12 protein-coding genes are annotated in these 18,473 nt (G+C 54.5%); 7 read left to right on the top strand and 5 right to left on the bottom strand.

Features of this window, described 5'->3' with window-relative positions; translation table 11 throughout:
* Window position 1 precedes the first annotated feature (1 nt).
* A complete protein-coding gene (locus tag NBT67_RS17940; protein ID WP_251344700.1) occupies window positions 2–1,561 on the bottom strand; it encodes a hypothetical protein in 1,560 nt (519 codons plus the stop codon).
* Window positions 1,562–1,600: 39 nt separating this feature from the next.
* The gene (locus NBT67_RS17935) at window positions 1,601–3,718 is read right to left on the bottom strand and encodes a Druantia anti-phage system protein DruA (protein WP_251344699.1); all 2,118 of its coding nucleotides are present in this window, start codon (window positions 3,716–3,718) and stop codon (window positions 1,601–1,603) included.
* Window positions 3,719–3,940: 222 nt separating this feature from the next.
* Here NBT67_RS17935 and NBT67_RS17930 point away from each other — a divergent pair, with 222 nt between their 5' ends.
* From NBT67_RS17930 to NBT67_RS18245, 4 genes are read left to right on the top strand one after another with little or no spacing between them, the layout of a single operon-like run.
* Window positions 3,941–5,395: a competence protein CoiA family protein gene (locus NBT67_RS17930; RefSeq protein WP_251344698.1), complete on the top strand. Its 1,455-nt coding sequence runs from the start codon at window positions 3,941–3,943 to the stop codon at window positions 5,393–5,395.
* Window positions 5,392–7,227: a hypothetical protein gene (locus tag NBT67_RS17925; RefSeq protein ID WP_251344697.1), complete on the top strand. Its 1,836-nt coding sequence runs from the start codon at window positions 5,392–5,394 to the stop codon at window positions 7,225–7,227. The genes NBT67_RS17930 and NBT67_RS17925 overlap by 4 nt, the downstream gene beginning before the upstream one ends.
* 1 nt (window position 7,228) lies before the next feature.
* Window positions 7,229–12,655, top strand: a complete 5,427-nt coding sequence (locus NBT67_RS17920; RefSeq protein ID WP_251344696.1) for a DEAD/DEAH box helicase — start codon at window positions 7,229–7,231, stop codon at window positions 12,653–12,655.
* Window positions 12,656–12,659: 4 nt separating this feature from the next.
* Window positions 12,660–13,523 carry a RecB family exonuclease gene (locus NBT67_RS18245; protein WP_425498957.1) on the top strand — a complete coding sequence of 288 codons (864 nt, stop codon included), beginning with the start codon at window positions 12,660–12,662 and terminating at the stop codon, window positions 13,521–13,523.
* A 72-nt stretch (window positions 13,524–13,595) separates the two neighbouring features.
* On the opposite strand, the gene NBT67_RS18240 is transcribed toward NBT67_RS18245, so the two are convergent.
* Window positions 13,596–14,000 (bottom strand): XF1762 family protein, encoded by a 405-nt coding sequence (locus NBT67_RS18240; RefSeq protein ID WP_425498956.1) that lies wholly within the window; start codon window positions 13,998–14,000, stop codon window positions 13,596–13,598.
* A gap of 423 nt (window positions 14,001–14,423) precedes the next feature.
* Between NBT67_RS18240 and NBT67_RS17915 the strand changes: the two genes are divergently transcribed.
* Window positions 14,424–15,452, top strand: a complete 1,029-nt coding sequence (locus NBT67_RS17915) for a Cdc6/Cdc18 family protein (protein ID WP_251344695.1) — start codon at window positions 14,424–14,426, stop codon at window positions 15,450–15,452.
* 18 nt (window positions 15,453–15,470) lie between these two features.
* On the opposite strand, the gene NBT67_RS17910 is transcribed toward NBT67_RS17915, so the two are convergent.
* Both NBT67_RS17910 and NBT67_RS17905 read right to left on the bottom strand, forming a co-directional pair.
* Window positions 15,471–16,157, bottom strand: a complete 687-nt coding sequence (locus NBT67_RS17910; RefSeq protein WP_251344694.1) for an SOS response-associated peptidase — start codon at window positions 16,155–16,157, stop codon at window positions 15,471–15,473.
* 66 nt (window positions 16,158–16,223) lie between these two features.
* A complete protein-coding gene (locus NBT67_RS17905) occupies window positions 16,224–16,814 on the bottom strand; it encodes a hypothetical protein (RefSeq protein ID WP_251344693.1) in 591 nt (196 codons plus the stop codon).
* 272 nt (window positions 16,815–17,086) lie between these two features.
* Between NBT67_RS17905 and NBT67_RS17900 the strand changes: the two genes are divergently transcribed.
* Both NBT67_RS17900 and NBT67_RS17895 read left to right on the top strand, forming a co-directional pair.
* Window positions 17,087–18,031 (top strand): hypothetical protein, encoded by a 945-nt coding sequence (locus NBT67_RS17900; protein ID WP_251344692.1) that lies wholly within the window; start codon window positions 17,087–17,089, stop codon window positions 18,029–18,031.
* A gap of 2 nt (window positions 18,032–18,033) precedes the next feature.
* On the top strand, window positions 18,034–18,345 hold the full coding sequence (locus tag NBT67_RS17895) for a DUF8156 family protein (protein ID WP_251344738.1): 312 nt from the start codon (window positions 18,034–18,036) through the stop codon (window positions 18,343–18,345).
* The last annotated feature ends 128 nt before the right edge of the window (window positions 18,346–18,473 follow it).

Below are 18,473 nucleotides of genomic sequence, written 5' to 3'. Positions count from 1 at the left end.
TTCACCTCCGCTCCATCTGGTACCGGTCATCGTTGACTGTCAGAATCTCGAGTTCGCCAGTTTCCGTGTCCATGATATGGACGGTGCCGTAATCTTCATCGTGGCTTTCCCTGTACTCGATTTCTTCCATAAATTCGAGCAACTGCTGTTCTTCTTCCCTTCCACGTAGGATGTAAGGGATGTTGCCGTTCAGGGCACCGAGTGTCTCTGATAGGTCTGGATCAATCCGAAGCCTGACTGTTGAGTCACGTCCTTCGTATTCGAGAACGTGGTGGTCGTGGTTGTAGTCCATTGCATCGCTGATTTCGGGATGGAGCTGCGGGACTCGGCGGTTCAACTCGCGCTTGGGAATTTCTGTCCGGGAGATAAGGGATAGGGAGCTTTTAGATCGATAGTTGTGGGAGAGCCAGACGCGGAGGTCGGAGCCCTTGGAAGAATCCGGCATGAAATAGCTGTTAATCATCTCTATGACGTCCTCTTTCACGCTTTCAGCCGAACGGTCCCTGTTCCGCTGGTTATGGAAGGAGTAGTTGGTCTCGTGATAGAGGTCGCGAGCGTCGTAGTCTTTGATGGCTACGTCCTCAAAGTAGAATTGACGTTTCTTCTCGATGAATCGTTGGTCGACTTCTTCCTCTGAGTCTTCTTCGTCTCTCCGTGAAACCTCTTCTTCAGCGTCAGCCCAAAGTTTGCTGTCGATAAATGGATGAGTGAGGTCACGGGGATGGAAGTATTCGTTCAGGAGGGTGAAGATCTTCCCGCTGCCACTGAAGGCGAGGTTGTAGTATTTCAGATCTTCGTCAAACTCGGTGATGCTCTCTTCTTTGGCTCCAGTAATGCAGTAGGCGAGAAAGTTCAGGAGGTCACGAACGGTGACGTGGGCGTCCAGATGGCCCACGGACTGTAGGAGCCGGATTATATTTTCTCGGACACGATCATTCCTCATCTTATCCATATTGTAGGCGATGTGTCCGTCGATGTCGTCGCCGTTGTTCTCTTTGAGGAACTTATTCGAAGTCAGATTCTCGATGGCTTGGCCGATGACCTTTCGAGTGAGAATGTTTCTGTTGTTGAGATCGATGACGACGATAGAGTCGAAATCAGCGTTGTCAGCTTGGTCTTCGTCGTAGATTATCTGGTTTTGGAACTGGCTCCGAACTTTTTCCAGGAAGGGATAGTCGTCGGCGTGTTGGGTAGTCATCTCGTAAAGAGGGCCGTCATTAATAGCGAGAATACCAGGTCGGTCGTCGTCGAGGGCGTCTTTCCATTTGTCAAGTAGGACAGTATAGTCGTCGTACTCGGAGGCGTCAGAGAGATAGAAATAGTCCGGTTCCGGGTACTCAGGCTTCATCTGCAGGATGTACTGTGTTTTACCGTCTCCAGGGTTCCCAGTGAGAATGACCTGCTTCCCATCTTCTAGTGCGTCCTGTAGGTATTCCTCACCATCTAGACGGGTTGTAATGTGTATTTCTCTGCGTTGCTCGTCAGTGAGCTGTTCAGCGAAGCCTCCCTGTGCCAGCTGTGAAAGGAATCGTAGATTCAGTGTCGATGCTTCAATTCCCATATTTATCGTTGATGTTGGTGACCGAATGTTCCCGTCATGTTAACTGTTGCTTATAATGAACTCACTGAGACTGGCTTGCCGTTTGTCGAAATCGATCTCGCTGCTCAATTTGAATTCTTGCTTGTCAAATTCCCTAATATTCTCCAAGACGTCTTGTTTCTGCGCTCTCATGCTTGCCCACCTATCAATCCAATACTGATAGATTGACTCCTGCTCCTTCTGTGGGTCGTCGAACTTCCAGTAGTATTCCGGGTTGTCGTCGATTCCCAGTAGATAGTCTTGGGAGTTCTCCGCCAGATCGATTCCGTACACAATCCGTCTAGACTCGTGTTTCAAGAGATCCGTCTCTAAACCGCAGTTCTTCAGGCCACGGCGGATTTTCCGGATGCGAGGAGAGACACCTTCTCCGAACCGACCTCGGACCACCTTGCGACCTTCCTCTAACTGTGTGACCTGACTAATCCGTTTTCGTGTTTCGGGACCGAACTGGATTGAACCGTACCCTTCAGTGTACCCGATCTGGTCGTATTCGATCTCGCCGTTTTCGGTTGGAACCCGGATACGGTCGTACTGGGCACTTCCAATCTCAAACAGGCCAGTGGTGTCGAGGAAAACCAGTTCATTCCGTTTACTCACTGCTTCGCCTTTCATCGAGCTGGCGATTTCGCTCTGGTAGTCGCCGTATTTGTCCTGGTACATGTCGATGACCTTGGGACCCGTCAAGGCCATCGCCACAAGCTTCCCGCCGAGAATACGGTTATAGGGAGGGATAGCGCCACAGACCATGATGTTCATCATCCCGGCACCGACCCGCTCCTTTTTGATCTCCTTCAGAGCTGTTTTGATAGCTCGCCGCCCGGAGTCGTTATTCAACCCAGTTCTGATGAACTCGACATCGTCCTCTTCGCTGTGTTCTTGGAAGTATTTTCGGTCGCGGAGAAGCTTTTGAAGTGCTCGAGCACGTTTTTTCCGGAACAGGGCTGTTTCACTTCTTTCCTCCCAAGACTCCATCTTCTCCGGGTTCTCGTCCTCACCATTTTCAATGGTCTGCTCGGCTTCCTCTTCTATCTGCTCAAGAATCTCGATAACCCGTTCGTCGGGATTGACGAAGCTTTCCTCAGAGAGTTCAGGGTGCTCCTCGGCAAAGTCGTCGTGTCGGATGTTAGATATTGCGTCCTTAATGGCGTCCTCTAGGGCTTCTCGTATATCGGAGCAGAACTCGCTGACCCTCTCTTCGTATTCTTCCTCGGTCTCTAGCCATTCTGTATTGGTGACTGTCCGAGTTTTCTTGTCCGGCGTCCGCTTCTCTTCTGGCAGCTGCTCCTCGTATTCGTGAACCCGTTTCTTCCGCTGGAGTTTATCTTCGACCGCGTCAATAGTCCAGCCGATATAGTCATCCCTGACTGACAGGTTCATCATCGGGCTTGCCAGTGTCGCAATCCCCATCACCGGGTCTTTCGGCTTCGCTGCATTTCTAATAAGGAAGTTGATGTTTCTTCCAGGGACCGTGTTATATGGTGTTAGCCAAGTGTAGCGGAAATACCGCCAGATATCCATCAGGTCCAACTCGGTGTGATCACATTTCTCCCCAGTCTCTACTTTCTGTATGTAGGGTTGGACAACGTCTTCTAGATCTTCGGCGATTTCCTCTTGGTCCTGGTCCTGAAGCGGTGCTAAGTCTTGGTAGAGTTCTTCCCCATCGGTTATTAGTTCAAGAACACTTCGCCCGCCATTCGTATTTACGCGGGTGTCTCGCTCCATTTTCCGGACGAACTCGCGGACGCTTTCCTCTCGGAACTGCGCCCGTCGTTCTTTCTGAAGGACAGCGCGTTCCTGTTTCTTGAACTCATCAGGGTCGTCTTTGTAGCGATCAGGATCCGGCCGAACTACGTGTAGTTCGGAGTTTTTGCGAATGTCATAGTTGATCTCAATGAGATCTAGGAGAACCTCTAACGCTGCGAGATATCGAATCTGGCCTTCAGTTACTTCATCCTCGATTTCGTTCTCGATATAGCGAATCTCGTCCTTGATGGCAACTTCCCTGTCGAGGTCCTCCTGAAATTCGATCAGTTCATCGGTCAGAGCCTCAAATCGGCGTTGGTACTGGTCCGGGAGATTAGGCGAAAAATCCACTTCTCGTTCAGAATTCGCACCCATAGTAATCTGGTTGATGTAGCAAATCGTTCTCTGCTGAAATCCAAAAGAGTATCGACTCAGATCAGTCCACACCCCTAAACGACCCAAGGGGTCCTGCCACAATTGTTTGGAGGATTATATGTTTGTGTTTCTTCAATAGATTTATTCTATCTGTCCCTCAGGTTTGATAACACATGCGTAAGGGAACTATCAGGACTTACACCGGAGGGCTCCGATCCATTCGTGAGTAAACTTTCTATCCCCTTCGGACTCGACCCGGAGGGAACGAAAACTCCAATAGAAGAGGCCCAACGTAAGTCAGACTACTACCGGTGCCCAGAATGTGGTGAATTTCTAACCCCTCGTATTGGGACTCAGCGCCAGTACTTCGCTCATAAGCAAGGCGTTCTGGAGGACATTTCCTGTTCACTGTCCAGCGACGAGGGTGTTGAAAAGATGATCGAGGATCTCCGTACCTCGGACATCGAAGAGGGTGAGCGTGAGCGGTCGATTCGAACCTATCTAGGGCAACGCCATGACGGTGGCATCGAATTATTTGGCATCGTTCCATCACTCGATTGGGATCAAATCCAAGAAGATGAGGACGTGGACACACTCTTAGAAAACGTCGAAATCGAGGCAACAGGAATCACACATCCCCCCGTACCGAGTAACTTCCACCCATCGGAGGCAGAGGTCACGCTTGATCTTGACCCAACAGCGGATAGTTACGAACTTCAAATCTCAGGTCCAGATGCCCTCGGAAGTATCACCGGCACTTGGACTACTTCGGGGCTCCAACATGGTGATCTCTTTGTTGGTGACGAAACTCGGGCGCAGCGATATAACTCGGATCACCAAGTGCGCAAGGATATGTGGGTATATCTGGTCTCAAAGAATCCCCCGAAATCCGAAGTGTCGTTCGTGGACGTCTACGACTTCGCAGATGTATCCTTAGTCGGGTTCCGGGCGTCCGAAAAGACGGAACCATTTCTCGACCGCTATGGGGGAGGCCTTAGTACAGAAAACTACGGCTTCGATGCTGACGTTGTATTACCCGCACACACAAACCCAACCGTTGAGGCACCCCTATACGCACCACCAGAGGAACCAGTTCTCGTTGGAGTTACTCCCTCCGAGGAGGTCGATCCAATATTCGAGGTCGTTTCCATCCCCAAAGATGCAAACGAGACAGTCGAAATCGATCGGACTGGAGCGGGAAATCCCCGTTACTACACAACTGAGATACCCTCTGATGGATCGCGTCGTGTGAGTATCCACCAGCGGAACTCCGATCGGCATCGTCTGATTCACCTCCACCCATCCGAAGAATCGACGTTCATAGACGCAACCGAGCCAGAATCACGACGAATTGGTATTGAAATCCAAGATGAGGAACATCGTGACTTTCTCTCACCTATCGAAGGTCCGTCCTCAAAGCGTATGCCCGTTGGTTTCAATCCTCATTTATTACATACCAACCTCGAATATGTCGGGCCAGAAGACCTTGAACTGGAAGTGATCGCTACATTTGCTGAAGGCGCATCGCTCGGTCCGACAATCAGCCGAGACGTAACAGCAATCAGTGATATTATCTCGGAGGTCATCCACTGGGTAGAGAGCGGCTGTAATGAACTCGAGATCCGGTTCAATGGTATTGGGGCTGTATCGATCTGCTTTCCGCAGGGGGAACAATGAATCTGGAACCCGGTGACGAGTTTACAGCGGAAGTAGACAAGATTACGAAACGGAGAAAACGGAGAACTTGTACTGTCAAATACGAAGGAGAAGGAATTAATATCGGCCCGGTGACGTGCCAACCCGGCCGTTCGGTTCGATTGCGGTACCTTGGGGCAGATTCAGTAGCTGGAACATCGATTCATTTCGCACTTTGCCTGACCGAGGAAGTCCTCGCGGACGATTACAAAGACCACATTCGACGCCATGTAAGCGGCCTTCTTCCTGACCAACCTCCACAAGAGGGCGAACAAACCTATATTGAGGTGGATAAGATCGATGAGTATGGCCTCGGACTCGCCGTTGCCGGTGGTGAAGTCGTCGAACTCGGACCAGTACAAGCAGATGAAGGCGACTTAGTGCACGTTGTAGGACGCGAACCGGGATATGCAGAGATCCTGAACGCAAGAGCACGTGGGAAACGCTACAGGATCCGCTTCAATATTCTTCGTGAACGCTGGGACAAACTCCCTATCAAAAAGGGCGAGTCATTCACGGCAACGATAGATGACACCGACGGCAGTAGTCTCATCGCGTATGTGGACGGGTTGCCTGTCTACTTTTCTGGAGAGAAAGCCCGAATCGGACAAAAAATCGAAGGGGAACTCATTAGATTTCACCGAGACCGCGGAGTTGGCAAAGTGACAAAAGTATATGATTCGGTGGGTGATATCGAAGATCCAGGGCACGATACTCGGATGCAGCAACTTCAGCAAGCGGGGTTCGGCCAAGAACCATTTCGTGCGTTTGCTATGCGGTTTACTGGCGTGAGTGGCGACCAACTACCATCAACTGAGATCGGTATCCGAGACGCCATAGCTGGTGAGGCAATCCGACTCGGTCTTGCGGAGAAAGCTGAATCGGGTGGCCAACAGTATCCACAAGCACACATCACCGCAATCCGCCACTGGGTTGTTCATAAGCTGGCAGCTGTTCTCGGACAGCCGGTCGCTGGTGCCGATGAAGTATCCGATGATGTCGGGTGGTTTCGGGCAGCATTAACAGAGCGTACCGGCCCCACAATCACGTTCCTCGGTGATGTGATACAACTCTCACAGGGGTACTATGCTCCAGCACCGACGCGAGCTGTAATGATCTCCGAATCTGAGGCCGTGCTCGTTTCAGGAGATCCAAGTCGTCTATTCATAGAGTCCGGTTTTGATATCGAATTCCGAGGGTTGACGCGGATTCTTACTGACACCAGTGAAGAAGAATTGCGTTCGAGAGAAATCCCTGTTCAATCTAAAGACGAATACATCGGTCTGGACGAGGCGCCGATTACGACGCCAGCCACACTACGTGAGTACATCGAACAGCGACCGCAGGAGTCGTGGGAACCGGAGGAGGATTGGGCACCATACACTGGACAGTACTATGGATTTACCGTAGACGGTGAGCCGCTCGTCATTGAAGAGGCAGACGGAACTGCGATCAGCTTGTGGCGAGTTCCAGTCGAATACGGTGCCGATACCTACCAGTTGAAGGTTCAATCGGGCGACGGCAAAACCAAGGCCGTCACTGTTTCGCCGAAATACCGCAAGCATGCGTGCCTAATCCTAGACTCAATGGCTGAGGACCCACAGACTGTTGAACTCACCGGGTATGAGGAGGAGGTCTTATTGAGTTGTGACTTTGCACCGCCGCGGGCACAGATGCGTTGGCTGTACGCAGTCGGAGCAGAGTGGCTTGAAACATCGTCGTATCAGCTTCAATGGCGAATTTCGGACACCGATGCTAATTCAGTGCGAGAGGTCTTTGACGAACTGCCCGTGACCATCATCGACAACACATAACATGAAATCAATCAAAGAAGTCTCGGAAGAACTCGAGAACGACCTTCAACAGTACATCGAATCACGTTACCACCTCCATCATCCGCGGCTTCTCAAGGAACGTCGTGCCCTGATGGACGAGGGAGAGACGGCCACCGAACCGTGGGTCGAGGCTACACCGACCTATGTTTCGGGGGATTCCCTCAGAGAGTTGGGCTTGCCGAGCGAAGTCGTCGATTTGCTGAAAGATCTCGAAAGCGACGATCTCGATATCTTCGATCCGCCGTATAAACACCAAGCCGACGCTCTCCAATCGTTCTTTAACGACGAGGACGACCTTATCGTATCCACTGGAACAGGATCCGGGAAAACCGAGATTTTCCTCTACTCAATTCTGGGTCAACTCGCACAAGAAGCAACGCGAGGCGAAACAGCCGACAAACGTGGGATACGGACATTAGTTCTCTATCCAATGAACGCTCTCGTCGCGGATCAACTCTCGCGGATGCGCCTACTCTTCGGTGATGAGAACGGAGCAGATACGCTTGAGGACTATATGGGTCGGCGGGTTCAGTTTGGGATGTATACGAGTCGTACACCCTATCACGGGGAGTATGACACCAGCAAAAACGATAATTTGGTCAGGCCGGTCATCAAAAGGTACGTTGAGTTAGAGGAAGAGCAGCCAGACCTCTACAAACAACTCGCAGAGAAAGGCCGTATTCCGGCCAAGAATCTGGAAGGATTCTTGAATAATAATAACAGACCAAAAGAAACAAACTTTCGTACCCAACCCGGCGACACGGAACTCTTCACGCGTCAAGAGATGCACACTCGCGATGGAAGCAATCCCCATGGCGGGACGCCTGATCTCCTGATTACGAACTACTCGATGCTGGAGTACATGCTACTCCGGCCAATCGAACAACCCCTCTTTGAGGATACCCGTGAATGGCTGGCCGAGGACGAAGAGAACGAGCTGAATATCGTCCTCGACGAAGCTCACCTCTACCGAGGCGCCCAAGGAGCAGAGGTCGCACTCTTGTTGAGCCGCTTGCTCCAGAAACTCGGGATATCTCGCGAACGTGTGCGCTTCATCCTCACGAGTGCGACGATGGGCGAAAACGTAGAGGAAGCAGCCCCAGAATTTGCGGCCCAGCTCACAACCGGAGATCCGGACGATTTCTCAGTAATCACCGGTGAGCAGGTGGAGTACGAAGGTGGAGAACCGAGCGAGAAACGCACGGCACAACTCCTAGAGCGGGTTGGCTACCAACTCGATGATCCATCGAAGATTCGCAACGTTGCGAGCGAACGAGGCTGGGATCCTCTTGAAAGTGATGACATAGAATCGGTCCGTTCGTACCTCGCTGACCAGTTAGTCGATGACCCACTCTTCAGATTAGCACACGAATATCTTCGTGAAGAGCCGCTGCGCCTATCGGCCCTTGCCGAAGAGTTGTTCGAGGACATCGATCAGGAACTGGCTCGTGAGGCGACGGGTAATCTTCTGTATCTTTGTACCGAGGCCCGCCAGGGGGAGGATCAGGCGTTGCTTCCGACACGCCTGCATATGTTCCTCAAAGGGCTCCCCGCCCAGTATGCGTGTGTCAATCCTGAATGCAGCGGCCGCCGGGTAACAGAGGGGGAGAACCTCCTCGGGCGCATCTACAGTAATCCGCACACGACCTGTGAGTCCTGTGGCAGTCGAGTCTTCGAACTGATTAGCCACCGCACCTGTGGAGCAGCATATCTGCGTGCCTATCGACGCTCTGACGACGACCGCGGGCCGACGTTCCTGTGGTCAGATCCTGAGAGCAGCGAGGACTTGGACGAGCTTCATCTCTTAGTTGAGGAACCTCGGGATGACCCGAATCCAGACCACGAACACGGACGCTCGCTCGCCGAGACGACGACCTCACGAAACCTCTCGATTGCCTCCGGCCATCTTGTTGATGATCGGCATGTGGACGACGAAGGACCGACCACTCATATCGAGGTTCAGGTCCCGACTGAAGAGCCGCCGGACGAGGGCGGTGCATGGAGTTGGACCCAATGTCCGGCGTGCGGGATCAAAGAGCGACGTCGTCCGAATGGCGACACGAAGGTCGAAGATCTGGTCACCAAAGGTGAGGAACCATTCGCGCACAGCGTCCGCTCGATGTTCGGTATCCAGCCGACCGACCCACTCAAAGAGGAGTTCCCCAACGAGGGGCGCAAGGTATTGTGCTTCTCTGACGGTCGACAGAAGGCGGCCCGCTTAGCTCGCGACCTCCAATCGAACGTTGAATCCGACTCGTTCCGCGAGGTCTTAACCGACATTATTGGATCCGCGGATGATGAAATCACGATGGGTCGGTTGTTCGCCGAGTTCGCAGTCTACTGTGCGAAAAACAACATCGTATTCTTCGACGACAGCGACCAATACACGAACCAGTCGGGTGTCGTGTATAAGGGTTCACGCTCCCACTTTGAGGATATTCGTGGGAACCTGTCCGATATTGTCGATGAGTACTATCTTGAGTCCATCGACGATATTCCGGAGGTGCCAGCCGCACGCAATGCGTTGTCGGAGCGTCCCCGCCAATATGAGGAACTTCTCCTCCGATCGTTGGGCGATGAGCAGTACTCCATCACCGGCGCTCTCGTCGGGTACATTGCGCCGTCCGAGGAAGTGTTTGAGAAAATCGATGAAGCGGTCCCTGAAATTGAGACAGACCAACTCAAGAGCATCCTCATCGAGGCGCTTCGTCATGCCTGCGAGGAACGGGCATTTGATTCAAGCATTGAAGCTAGACGACGTTCGAACTCCTATCCCTACCAAAATTGGATTGACCCGGACGATACGGGGCTCCCCCACAGCGAGATAATCCCTGAATATATTGTAGAATCACTCGACGACGAAGTGCCGGAAGAGGCGTGGAATAGTCTGAGACGGGCGTTGATGACGACAGAGCCTGTGTTATTTGGGGCCTCCCACGGAAATTACTTTGTCAATCCAAAAGCAACGACAATCGATCTCCGACTCGACGACGATTGGTACCGGTGTGAAGGATGTCGCCGGTTCTCGGTAGTGTCTCTCAATGATTCGTGTCCCTACGATGGGTGTCGCGGAACTCTGAGTCCGGTTAGTGACGATGACATCCATCTCCAGGCACGGAAGAACTTCCTTCGGAACCCGCCACGCGAAGTGCTCCATGGCGAACGGGACCCGCTCACGCTGCGTTCAGAAGAGCACTCCGCACAACTGAGTGCAAAGGACAACTCCGAGGCATTCGCACGCTCCGAAGAGTACGAACTGCTCTTCCAGGACATCCTTGTCGGGGACTCCGAGGCCGATCAGCCAATCGACGTGTTAAGCTGTACGACTACTATGGAAGTCGGGATTGACATCGGGAGTCTCACCGGCGTGGCCATGCGGACGGTCCCGCCAGGACCAGAGAATTATGAGCAACGTGCTGGTCGGGCAGGACGTCGCGGAGCTGGGCTCTCGACGATCGTCACCTTCGCGGACAACTCCCCTCACGAGTCACACTACTTCGAGAATCCTGAGGAGATGATAACGAGCGAGGGGAACGCACCGGTCATCTACGCCGGCAACGAAAAGATCGCCCGGCGGCACATCAACGCCTCGCTGCTTGCTCGGTTCTTCGATCCATCGGCCGTCGAGACGGAAGCTGCCGTATTCCGCTCGCTCAAAGGTACAGCCGAGTTCTTTGAAGGAGAAGGGGACCAAACCCTCGCCGCGTTCGAAGACTGGCTGGACGAAGAGATCTTCGCCGATTCATCGTCGACGCTCGAGCAATTGGGGGCCCTCCTTCCGGATGCACTAGGAGAGGGACGTTCATCCGACTGGGAGGTCGCATTAGTCCGCGACGCCGCTACAGAGTTCCTAAGCGAACTCCAGGAGCTACAAGCCAAGACAGAATGGGAAGAGCAATCCACGGAAGACGACGATTTACTTTCCGTCCTTCTCGATGCAGCCCTCCTTCCGACGTTCTCGTTCCCGACTGATGTGGCCGACTTCGTCGTGCGCGAAAATGAGCCCGGGTCGTCACAGCCGAAGAACAAGTACCAGATGTCTCGGGATCTGAAACAGGCTCTCTCAACGTACGTACCAGGCCGAGAGATCGTCGTTGACAAGAAGACCTACGAGTCCTACGGTGTCTATGTCAAATTCCCAGACAACCCGAAGAACCGAGTAGCTGGCGAAGACTGGGGAGACCTCGATTGGTTGAACTGGTGTGACGTCTGCAAGACGGTCTTTGACGAGCATAATGAGAGTCTGGCAGCCAGGGATATGGAATGTCCAGTCTGTGAGGGAGCGACCGTCAGTTCCCTTCAAATGTACACCCCGGAGGCATTTGCACCGAAAGTCGATGAGACAGGTGCAGCTGAGAAAGGATCGGACTACAACGAGAACCGCGCCTACGCGACACAGCCTAAATACCCGCTGACGTCGACTTCTCACGAGAGTGAGAACGCTAGCGAGATGGCAGAGGAGAAATCCATTGGCCATTCGATAGTGGGGAAGATGAATGACGAACAGCTTCTTGTCGCTAACTTTGGGGCTGATGAGGATGGATTCGAGGTCTGCACCGATTGTGGGGCCGTTAGCCGCGAAGGTCCGCTCTCGAACCCACACGCCCGTCCATACCCCAAGGATCTCCGATTTGTTGGGGAATATGACTGGGATGATCAGTGTACCGGCTCAACAGTCACGACGAGTTTCAGCCACCGCTTCCCCAGTGATTTGACCGTCCTCCAAATCCCGTTAACTGATGAGATGGAGTTTGTTCCATCCGAAGCATGGTTCGAGACACCAGGACAGTCGTTAGCTGAAGCATTAGTCATGGGTGCATCTCGTGCGCTAGGTATCGAAGATGACGAACTCGAAGGTGGATTCCGTACTCGTTCGGCAGAGCACGCCGACATCGACGCACGGGGCGTTATCGAGGTCTTCCTCTTCGACACAACCGCTGGCGGTGCTGGCTTCTCATCGCGCGTCTGGGAGGAATTCGACGCCGTGTGTGCAGAAGCCCGTTCAATCCTCGAGAGTTGCTCATGCGATACGGCGTGTCACAACTGTCTGCGCCGGTATCAGAACCGCCATCTCCACGACTCGTTGAATCGCCACGAAGGCCTGGCCTTGCTCGATTACGCACAGACGGGGACTCCACCAACGCTTCGTCCTGATAAGACACAGAGCCTGATAAAGCAGCTCGAACGTGCCTTGGAGTTGAAGGAAGAAGATGTTGCACTCAGGGCGATTGACGACGATAAATGGGAAATCGAGATTGACGGGACGACGATGACATTTGGTATTCGTTCGAGTCTGCGGCGTTCACGTGCCCCGACGTCGACGACGTACGACGAGGACTACTCAGACTACGAGTTGTCCCAACGGTTGCCAGAGGTGGCTCACTCAATCGTCGATCAACTCCAATAGCGGAATGGATGGGTCAGAACAGTTTGCACACGTAAACTGGTCGGCGTCGGCAGCACAGCTGTTCGAAGAGTGCCCCCGGCGGTTCTTTTATCGATACCAACAGATCGAGTCTACCGAGGACTATAGTGAGTATACACCGTCGCCAGGGGCCTATCTGGGAACTATCGTACACGAATCTCTCGCGGGGCAGGTTGCACGATGGGCTCGGGGTGAGAACATCCATCTTCAGACTGCAACTGAATATGCGAAAGACGAACTTGAGAGGTATGTCGAAGCGAATTCTGAGACGATTGCTGATCGGATTGACATTACGGATGGGGAATCCTTCGATAGTGATTCCTTCACGCGGTCATTAGTTCGTACAGCCCGTAATCACATCAGGCAGTTCTTCCGGGTGATTTGGCCCCACCTTGAGGACCACCAGTATATCGCCCACGAAACGCGCCAAACGTTCGAAGTCTCCGAAGAACCCGTCACCGTCCAGCCAGATCTCTGTACGCGAAACCCAGAGGGAGACTTTGTCGTTACTGACTGGAAGACAGGCGCGTATGACCGGTTTAGTAACCCTACAATACAGATGCAAGCATATGCACTCTATGCTCACGAAGCGTATGAACCCGAACTCAGTCGGATTCGGGTCCAATTAGCCCATACTGGAAGTGGGGAGTTCGACCGAATGGTGCCGACCACGGAAGACATGAGACAGATCCGAGAACGGATTACGAATGATAGGGCCTTCTGGACGAGTATGGGGGACATCGAATCCTACAAGACAAATCCAACAGTCCAGAAATGTAGCCAATGTTCGTACCTTCACCGGTGTACAGACGGACAAACCGTCACGGGTGAAGAGCCAGAACCAAACTAAGTAGTAAAGTGCGAATTAGGTCGTCTTATACCTCATCTACTGCATACAAAGCAAATCGGATTATATCACAATTCAATCACGCAATCGATAAATCCACTTGCGACGAACAAAATCATCAACTGAGGACCGGCCTTCGCGCGACTGCCAACTATCCCCTTGAGCTTTCTCTTCCCGAACTAGTTTGAAACCTGCCGCAGAATAAATCGTCCCCTTGTTACCTGCTACTCCAGCGTGAGCAGAAATCCGTTGATAGCCCTCTAAGAACGCCCACTTTCGGGCGCGAGCGATTAGCCAAGAACCAGTGTTTGATGGCCTTTCGGGTCGCGATCCGTACCGTGTAATTGAGATTTCTTTGTCTTCGTCGACCATTCGGGCTACTGGACGACCGAGAACACAGACTGCAATTAGATTAGATTTATGACGAGCTCCGAACGCAGCCTTCCATCCAGGGATACCTCCCAATTTGTGGTCTACCATATCCGACTCGAGGAAATCGTTGATCTCGTTTCGGCTTCGCTCCCGGGTTAGTTTGAGATCCGATACAGAGTCTGGTACTGATATTGGACCTTTCATCGTTTGCCTGAGGCAACTTGCGCCTCACCCAATCAGGCGCATGAAAAACAGAACGATATCACCAGAATGGACTCATATTTCTGCGTTAGTACGTTCGAACCAAAGATTATCGAGGACCCTCACAACCCGTAGATCAGACGAGTTGTGAACGCTGATTATCTAGGAATGCCTCTTTCCGAGAACATCCCTATGGAGAGACCTGTTAATGAGCCTAAGCGCTCTTAGAAACTATCAAAACAGCGATCAAGCAGGGATAATGTAGGCCTTTCCGGAAACAACCCGGTCACGCTTTTATGACTAGACGGGAAAAAGGTCGAACAGTAACAGATGATCCGCGATGCTCGCGTTCTCCGCGCCGGGTTCGTCCCTCGGGAAGTTGAGCATCGCGACGCCGAAGTCAACCATCTCTCTAGCGTTCTCGAGCCCATCACGAACGGTGAACCCGCCGACACGGCCATCGTCACTGGACCCAGCGGCGCCGGCAAGACGTGCATCTCGAAGTTCGTCACGGAACGACTTCGAGAAGAGGTCCTCGACGTCGAGACGACCTACGTTAACTGCTGGCGCAACTACACCCGATTCCGGACGCTCTACCAGGTCCTCGACGACCTCGGCGCGACCATCGACATCCACCGGCAGTCGACGCCCCACGACGAACTCGTCGATCGCCTCCAGCATCACGACGGCCCGCGAACGGTCGTCATTCTCGACGAGGTCGACCAGCTGGAGGACCCCAGCGTCATCTACGACCTCCACAGCCTCCCGCAGTTCGCGATCATCTGCATCGCGAACAAGGAAGAGGAGCTGTTCAGCCGCGTCGACGACCGCCTCGTGAGCCGCCTGCGCTCCAGCGAGCACGTCCGAATGGACAAGTACCACGACGAGCAGCTGTACGACATTCTGCGTGCTCGCGCCAAATGGGGACTCAATGAGGACATCATCACCGACGACCAGCTCTACCGGATCGCCGACGCGGCCGCCGGCGACGCCCGCCTCGCAATCGGCATCCTCCGAACGGCCGCCGGCAAGGCCGATCGCGAGAACCACGAGCGCATCACCGACGATATTCTCCTGGACGCCGCCGAGGATGCTCGGGCCCAGATCAAGCAGAAGAGCCTCGACTCGCTCACGCCGCACCAGCGCGTCGTCTACGACATCGTTCGCGAGCACGGCCCGGTCGGGCCGAGCGAGATTCACGAGCGCTATTCCGAGGACGTCGATGATCCGCGGACGAAGCGGACTATCCGCACGTACCTCTCAAAAATGGAGCAGTACAACCTCCTCGAGGCGGAAGGGACGAGCCGGGACCGAGAGTACTCGCTCGTCGATTCGGCAGCTGCGTCGCCGATGCAGTGACCGTGACCCCGTCAGCTATCAGGAACTGAACTCGCCGAGGCCCGATTGCTCGTGGTCCAGCGGCTCGATGACCTGGGTATCGTCGTTGCCGGGGTTGTTGACCCGCGTCGAGATCTCGTAGGCGTTTAGATCGTCCTTCGGGTACGGTTGGCACAGTTCCTTGCGGGTGTCCGGGTCTGCGGCGAGCCAGTCGGACTCGGCGTCCTTCGGGAGGACGACCGGCATCCGGTCGTGGATTGAGTTTATCAGGTCGTTCGGCTCCGTCGTGAGAATCGTGACGCACGAGATCGTCTCGTCGTCGCCCTCCCAAACGTCCCAGAGCCCGGCCATCGCGAATGCGGGGTCGTCCTCTCTGTAAATCCGGTAGGGCTGCTTCGACCCGCCGTTCGGCGATTTCCACTCGTAGAACCCTGACGAGGGGACGAGGCAGGGACGTGATTCCCACGCCCGCTCGAAGACGCGTTTCTCGTCGGCAGTCTCGGAGCGAGCGTTGATGATGCCCTCCTCGGGTTCATCCGCCCAGAACGGAATCAGCCCCCAGTGGTAGGCGTCGATCTCGTCTTGAGCCCTGTTCGTGATGATGTGGAGGTCGTCACCAGGTGCGATGTTGTATCGGGGTGTGTACCCGCCGTCCGCGACGACCTCGGCATCGAAGCGGGCCTCGAGGTCTGCTTGGTCGATGAAGAGCGAGTTTCGGCCACACATACATCCGGGTCCGACCGGGAGAGTCTTCAACGTATCTGGAAATGTGAACGGCTCTGAATCGTGCTGTTAGAGCTCGGTCGGGGGCAGTAGGTCACAGAGAACAGCTGCTTGGTCAAGAAGTGCGTCGAAGAGCCGTTCAGTCGGTCGATATAGCGCGTGGTGTTCATCAACAGAGTATGGGGTTTTCTCATCATCTGTGTGCGAGAGAAATCCGCACTCGAGAAGCGGAGCAAGGGTAGTATCCAGCGCAGTTCCGGAACGGCCGGATTCGGCTTCAAGAGTGTGTCGAGGGAACTCAGAAAGGAACCGCGTACAGCAACTCAGGACGTGAGCACGTCGATCAGCGAATAGTTCGTTGAGCGCAGTACGATGGGTGCGTGTCCAATACTCATCGAGTTTGACGTATGTGCGAACGATAGGGGAAAGCTCGTTCAAGGAACCATTAGCATGGACGATACCAAGGTCGTTGAGCGCATGTTGGTCTTTGGTGTCCAGAGACTCGCCGAGGGGATGGAGAACAGTTTGAAACGCCTCGTGGTACCGCGAAGTCAGGAATTCCCCGGCAACAACGTGGGCGTTCACGATATTCCGAGTTGGGTGCATTGACTCGTGGTGGTCGGGGTTTCGGTGGTCGACGTGGGTTCGTGGATAGCTCATAGAGCACCTCTTCCAACGTGGCGTTGAGCATTAACATTCCGAGCAGTCAGGCTCGAGACTGCAGCTGGGTAGGTTTAACCAACACACCGCCGTCAATACGGCCGGGTGTTGGTTAACACGAAGTACGCTCGATTCAGGAACTATTCTCGGAAACAGGATCCAAACGGAGACTACTCGGGACTGTACCGGGATTGGAGGGGATCACATCGAGTTTCCTGAAACGCGGAAGCGACACGCCGCGGCTTATCGGGAACGTAGACAACTAATCGAGTATGAGAGAACACTCAACGTCGAACCGATTGGCGGTGGACCAGCCGACACGGGGCGCTGACCGCAATCGGTCCCTTGCTGACCAGGCCGATCCGACTACGGACGAGATGTTGTTGCCGTCACTCGGCGACGGCATCACGCTGCTCGACGTCGAGGGAGGCCGCGGCGTCCCGATCCTGCAGTCGCTCGTACTCGACCATCTCCTCCTGCACGACGGGCCCGCCTTCTGGGTCGACGCAAATGGTCATGCGACGACGACGACACTCGCCCAGATCGCGCCCAGTCAACGGTTGCTCAACCGAATCCACGTCGCCCGCGGATTTACCGCCTACCAGCACTACGGCGCCGTCTGTGATCTCCCGACAGCGGTGAACAAGTCGATCCAGATGTCTACCACCGACGCCGGGGCGGCCGGTCGACGGGCACCAGGTCGTGACGAGGACACGTCGCCCCACACACCCGCCCTCATCGTCGCGCCAGCCGTCGACGCCCAGTACCGCGCCGACGATACCCTCGGCGAGACTCACGCGAAAACCCTCCAGGCCCGAACCCTCGCCCGGTTGGCGACCTACGCCGACGGATACGACATCCCGGTGCTCGTCACCCGGGCGCAGCGCGACGACTTCACGGCGCCGGTCGCGACGGCCGCCGACCACCACCTGGAATGCGAGCAGACCCGGATGGGGCCACGGGTCGTCGGCGAGGACTTCGAGACGCTCGTCTACCCCGTCGACGACGGCGCGTACTACCAGACGACGTTCGCGTACTGGCAGCAGCTGCTCGCGGCACGCGCCACGCAGGTCGGCGTGGAACCGACGACGCCGGCGTCGTCGACGCCGACCCCGGGGGGTGTCGGCACGGGAGTCACCGCTGACGGTGAGACGGTGGCGGCAACCGCGGACCCCTTGCTCGATGCGTGGACTGCGACCGGGACAGGAGGCCGATAGCGATGGGGCGTACGAACCCGACGTACCGAGATGCGCTTCGGGCCATCGAAGAGCGTTGGTCAGAGTTCCGCCGGGCACTACGGCGTCGCGACCAGCCGCGATTCGACCGGCTGTTCGAGTACGCCCGCGAGCACGCCGACGCCAGCGGGCTGTTGAACCACCAGGACCCGCTACTGCCGGCGCTGCTCAGCATCGATCTCGAACAAGAAGTCCGCCTAGATGACCACGAGGAACGTCTTGAGAAGCTTGAAGCCGCGGTCGAAAAGAGCGGAGAGGACCACGAGAGGCTGTCTCGCTGCGACGATCACGAATAGGAAGGGCAATAACGATACTTAAACTCCCACTTCATGGTACAGTCGTTCGATCTCATCAAGTGAGAGCTATATCTCCACGATTCCAGAGTTTTGATAAGACTGGATCATTAGATTGAGAGTCGGAATTT

This window comes from Haloplanus sp. GDY1, from assembly GCF_023703775.1.
GTDB lineage: Archaea > Halobacteriota > Halobacteria > Halobacteriales > Haloferacaceae > Haloplanus > Haloplanus halophilus.
This window is presented reverse-complemented; position numbering and strand designations above follow the sequence as displayed.